Genomic DNA, 4,582 nt, shown 5'->3' with positions numbered 1-4,582 from the left:
GCAGCACGCGGCGACCGAGGTGGCGGCTCGCTCGAGTTCGGCGTTCGACGCCACGGACACCGCCCGGCTCGACGAGTTCTTCGCGGAGCTGCCGGGCCCGGTCGACCACATCCTGCTCACCGCCGGCAGCCCCTACTACGCACCGCTGGCCGACCTCGACCTGGCTCGTGCCCGCCGAGAGGTCGACGAGCACCTCTGGCTGCCTCTGCACGTCGCCCGCGCGACACTCGGGAAGGTCCGGCCCGGAGGGAGCCTGCTGCTCATCAGCGGGACCGCCGCGCGCCGCCCTGCGCTCGGGCTGACCGTGCCCGCCGCCCTGACGGCGGCGTCCGCCGCGCTCGCCGCCAACCTCGCGCTCGAGCTCGCGCCGGTTCGGGTCAACCTCCTCGCCGCCGGCTTCGTCGACACCCCGCTCTCCGCGCGGCTGCTCGGCGAGGGCCTCGACGCGCGACGCGACGAGCTCCGCGCCACCCTGCCCGTCCGCCGGGTGATCGAGGCGGGGGACGTCGCCGCCCTGGCCGTGCACCTGATGACGAACACCGCGCTTACCGGCGCGGTCTACGACGTCGACGGCGGCCAGCAACTGCTGTCCGGCTCCGGGAGCTGACCCGCGATGCGCTCCGACATCCGGCCCGGTGCCGTGTTCCCCGATTACGCCCTGCCCGACCACACCGGCACCGTGCGCGCGCTGTCCGAGCTGCAGGGACGCGATCCGCTGGTGCTGACCCTGGCCCGCGGCCATTTCTGTCCCAAGGAGCACCAGCAGCACCTCGAGATGGCCGCGGCCCAGCCGAAGTTCGCGGTGGCGTACACGCAGATCGTCACGATCGCGACCGACCCGCACCACACGCTGCAGGAGTTCCGGGCCTCGGTCGGCGCGCAGTGGACGTTCCTGTCCGACCCGGGGCGCACGGTCCAGCGCGACCTCGACATCCAGGAGTACACCGACCCCGACAACGACCCGATGATCCCCCACACCCTCGTGCTCGAGCCGGGCCTGGTCGTGCACACGATCTACAACGGCTACTGGTTCTGGGGGCGCCCGTCGCTCGTCGACCTCTGGCACGACCTGCGCTCGGCGACCCGCGCCGTCCGTCCCGACTGGGACCTGGGCACCCCCGGGCTGCGCGGGCGCTGGGACGCCGGCGACCTCGCGCCCTTCCACGGCTGGGACCAGCGGACCACCGCCACGGCCGGACGTCCCTCGGGCGACCGCGGATGACGCCACCCGCCGGGCCGACGCTGCTCGCGGTCAACGTCGGGATGCCGCAGGACGTGCCGTGGGAGGGGCGCACGGTCCGCACCGGGGTGTGGAAGCACCCAGTGACCGGCCCGTGCCGGGTGCGGCGGCTCAACCTCGACGGCGACGGGCAGGGCGACACCGCCGGGCACGGCGGCGAGCAGCGGGCCGTGATGGTCTACCAGATCGACTCCTACCGGTACTGGCAGCAACACCTCGGGCGCGACGACTTCGAGTACGGCCAGTTCGGCGAGAACCTCACCGTCGACGGCCTGCCCGACGACGAGGTGTGCATCGGCGACCGCTACCGCATCGGTGACGCCGAGTTCGAGGTCACCCAGCCCCGGGTCACCTGCTACCGCGTCGGCCTGCGGCTCGGGGTCCCCGAGATGCCCGCGCTCCTCGTCGGCCACCACCGCCCGGGCTTCTACATGCGGGTCCTGCGCGAGGGCGACATCGCGGCCGGCGACCGGATCACCAAGACCGGCGAGGGCCCCGGGTCGCTCACCGTCGCGGAGGCCGACGCACTGCTCTACCTGCCGGGCCGCGACCCCGAGGCGCTCCGGAAGGCCATGCGGATCCCCGCGCTCAGCCCGGGGTGGCAGGGCTCGTTCCGCGACCTGCTCACCGCCGAGGGCGCCGACCCGGAACCCGACGCGCCGGCCTGGACCGGGTTCCGCCGCCTGCGGGTGGACCGTGTCGTGACCGAGTCCGCGACCGTCTCGTCGATCTCCCTGGCGGACCCCGACGGGGCCCCGCTGCCGTCCGCACGGGCCGGGCAGTACCTCACGGTGCGGGTCCCCGGCACCGATCGACCGGCCGCCGTGCGCAGCTACTCCCTCTCCTCGGCCCCCGGGGCGCCCGCCTACCGGATCTCCGTCAAGCGCGAGCCCGGCGGTGTGGTCAGTGGTCGGCTGACCGGGGCGGTGCGGCCCGGCGACCTGCTCGACGTGGCCGCGCCGCGCGGGGAGTTCGTCCTGCGCGAGGGCAGCGACCCGATCCTCCTGATCTCCGCCGGCATCGGCGTGACCCCCGAGCTCGCCATGCTCCACGAGTGCGTCGAGCGGCACCGGGACCGGGACGTCTGGTGGATCCACGGCGCCCGCGGGCCTCGCGAGCATGCCCTCTCGGGTGAGGCGCACGCGCTGCTCGCCGCGCTGCCGCGCGTGCACGAGTTCGTGTTCTGGAGCCGGGCGACGGCCGAGGAGCGACGTCACGGGCACGCCCGGGCCGGCCGCCTCACGAAGGACACGCTGGCCGCACTCGACGTCCCGACCACCGCGGACGCCTACCTCTGCGGCCCCGCCTCCTTCACGGCCGACATCGAGCACGCACTCACCGTGCTCGGCCTCGACCCGGCCCGGATCCACACCGAGCTGTTCACCGCCCGCGCCCCGAGCACCCCCGGCCTGGTGGGGCAGACCGTGCGACGACCCCACCGGCCGCCCGGACCCGCGGCGAGCGGCCCGCTGGTCACCTTCGCGCGCAGCGACGTCGCCACCGACTTCCCCGACTCCGCGCACAGCGTGCTCGAGCTCGCCGAGGTCTGTGACGTCCCCGCCCGCTGGAGCTGCCGGACCGGGGTGTGCCACACGTGCGTCACCCCGCTGCTCGCCGGCGAGGTCCGCTACTCCCCCGAGCCGCTCGAACCACCGCCCGACGGACAGGTGCTGATCTGCTGCGCGCAGCCCACGACCGACGTCGTCCTGGACCTGTGACCGCGAGGAGGCCCGGGCCGGGCCGGAGCGGAGGAACCAGGGCAATCGACGGACGTGGGCGGAACGGCGAGAGCGAGACCCTCGACGCGAGACGATCCCGGAGGACGGTGCGCATGACCATCGATGCTGACGACCTCGGCCTGGTGGACGCGTGGTGGCGGGCGGCGAACTACCTGTCGGTGGGTCAGATCTACCTGCAGGACAACCCGCTGCTGCGTGAGCCGCTGACCGCGGAGCACATCAAGGCGCGGCTGCTGGGGCACTGGGGCACCACGCCGGGGCAGACGTTCGTGTGGGCGCACCTCAACCGGGTCCTGCGCAGCAGCACCTTCGATGCGCTCTACGTCTGCGGGCCCGGCCACGGCGGGCCGGCGGTGGTGGCCGCGGCGTGGTTGGAGGGCACCTACTCGGAGCGGTACTCCCACGTGTCCGACGACGAGGAGGGGATGCGGGCGCTGTTCCGGCAGTTCTCGTTCCCGGGCGGCATCCCCAGCCACGCCGCGCCGGAGACCCCGGGCTCGATCCACGAGGGCGGGGAGCTGGGGTACTCGCTGGCCCACGCCTACGGCGCGGCGTTCGACAACCCGGACCTGCTGGTCGCGTGCGTGGTCGGGGACGGCGAGGCCGAGACCGGGCCGCTGGCGACCGCGTGGCATGCCAACAAGTTCGCCCACCCCGTGCACGACGGGACGGTGCTGCCGGTCCTGCACCTCAACGGCTACAAGATCGCGAACCCGACGGTGCTCGCCCGCATCCCCGAACCGGAGCTGCTCGACCTGTTCACCGGCTACGGCTACCGGCCGTTCGTGGTCGACGCCGGTCTCGACGAGGACCACGCCGTGGTGCACCGGCGGATGGCCGACACCATGGACGACATCGTCGCCGAGATCCGCCGGATCCGGCGGGACGCCGCCGAGGCCGAGGCGGCCGATCGGCCGGTGGCACGGCCGCGCTGGCCCATGCTGATCCTGCGCTCCCCGAAGGGCTGGACCGGGCCCCGTGAGGTCGACGGCGTGGCGGTGGAGGGCACCTACCGCGCCCACCAGGTCCCGCTGGCCGGGACGCGCGACAACGCCGGACACCGGGCCGCCCTCGAGGCCTGGATGCGCTCCTACCGGCCCGAGGAGCTCTTCGACGCGGCGGGCCGGCTGCGCCCGGAGCTGGCCGCGCTGCACCCGGGCGGTACGCGGCGGATGAGCGCCACCCCGCACGCCAACGGCGGGGAGCTGCTGCGCGAGTTGCGGCTGCCCGACTTCCGCGACCACGCCGTCGCCGTCGACGAGCCCGGCCGCCCCGTCGCCGAGGCCACCCGCGTGCTGGGCGGCTGGGTGCGCGAGGTGATCCGCGCCAACCCCGAGAATTTCCGCCTCTTCGGGCCCGACGAGGTCGCCTCGAACCGGCTGCAGGACGTCTTCGCCGTCACCGACCGGCAGTTCGACGCCGAGCTCGTCGACGGCGACGACCACCTCGCTCCGGCGGGCCGGGTGGTCGAGGTGCTCTCCGAGCACATGTGCCAGGGCTGGCTCGAGGGCTACCTGCTCACCGGCCGGCACGGGCTGTTCACCTGCTACGAAGCCTTCATCCACATCGTCGACTCGATGGTCAACCAGCACGCCAAGTGGCT

At 74.0% G+C, this 4,582-nt stretch carries 4 protein-coding genes; all 4 read left to right on the top strand.

The features are described 5' to 3' along the window. A partial coding sequence (locus AC0CYZ_RS31960; protein ID WP_472222345.1) for an SDR family oxidoreductase occupies positions 1-607 on the top strand: 607 nt, incomplete at its 5' end. A gap of 6 nt (positions 608-613) precedes the next feature. Then, positions 614-1,222, top strand: a complete 609-nt coding sequence (locus tag AC0CYZ_RS31955) for a redoxin domain-containing protein (RefSeq protein WP_472222343.1) — start codon at positions 614-616, stop codon at positions 1,220-1,222. Then, positions 1,219-2,958, top strand: coding sequence for an MOSC domain-containing protein (locus tag AC0CYZ_RS31950; RefSeq protein ID WP_472222341.1), 1,740 nt, complete (start codon positions 1,219-1,221; stop codon positions 2,956-2,958). The genes AC0CYZ_RS31955 and AC0CYZ_RS31950 overlap by 4 nt, the downstream gene beginning before the upstream one ends. Before the next feature lie 113 nt (positions 2,959-3,071). Continuing rightward, positions 3,072-4,582 (top strand): phosphoketolase family protein (locus AC0CYZ_RS31945; protein WP_472222339.1); only part of this gene is annotated, 1,511 nt, incomplete at its 3' end.

It is taken from the genome of Actinomycetospora sp. (assembly GCF_055612215.1).
This window is presented reverse-complemented; position numbering and strand designations above follow the sequence as displayed.

Excerpts from the sequence above, each read along its gene's own strand:
- AC0CYZ_RS31955 (WP_472222343.1), top strand. The coding sequence starts at position 614 with ATGCGCTCCGACATCCGGCCCGGTGCCGTGTTCCCCGATTACGCCCTG.
- AC0CYZ_RS31950 (WP_472222341.1), top strand. The coding sequence starts at position 1,219 with ATGACGCCACCCGCCGGGCCGACGCTGCTCGCGGTCAACGTCGGGATG.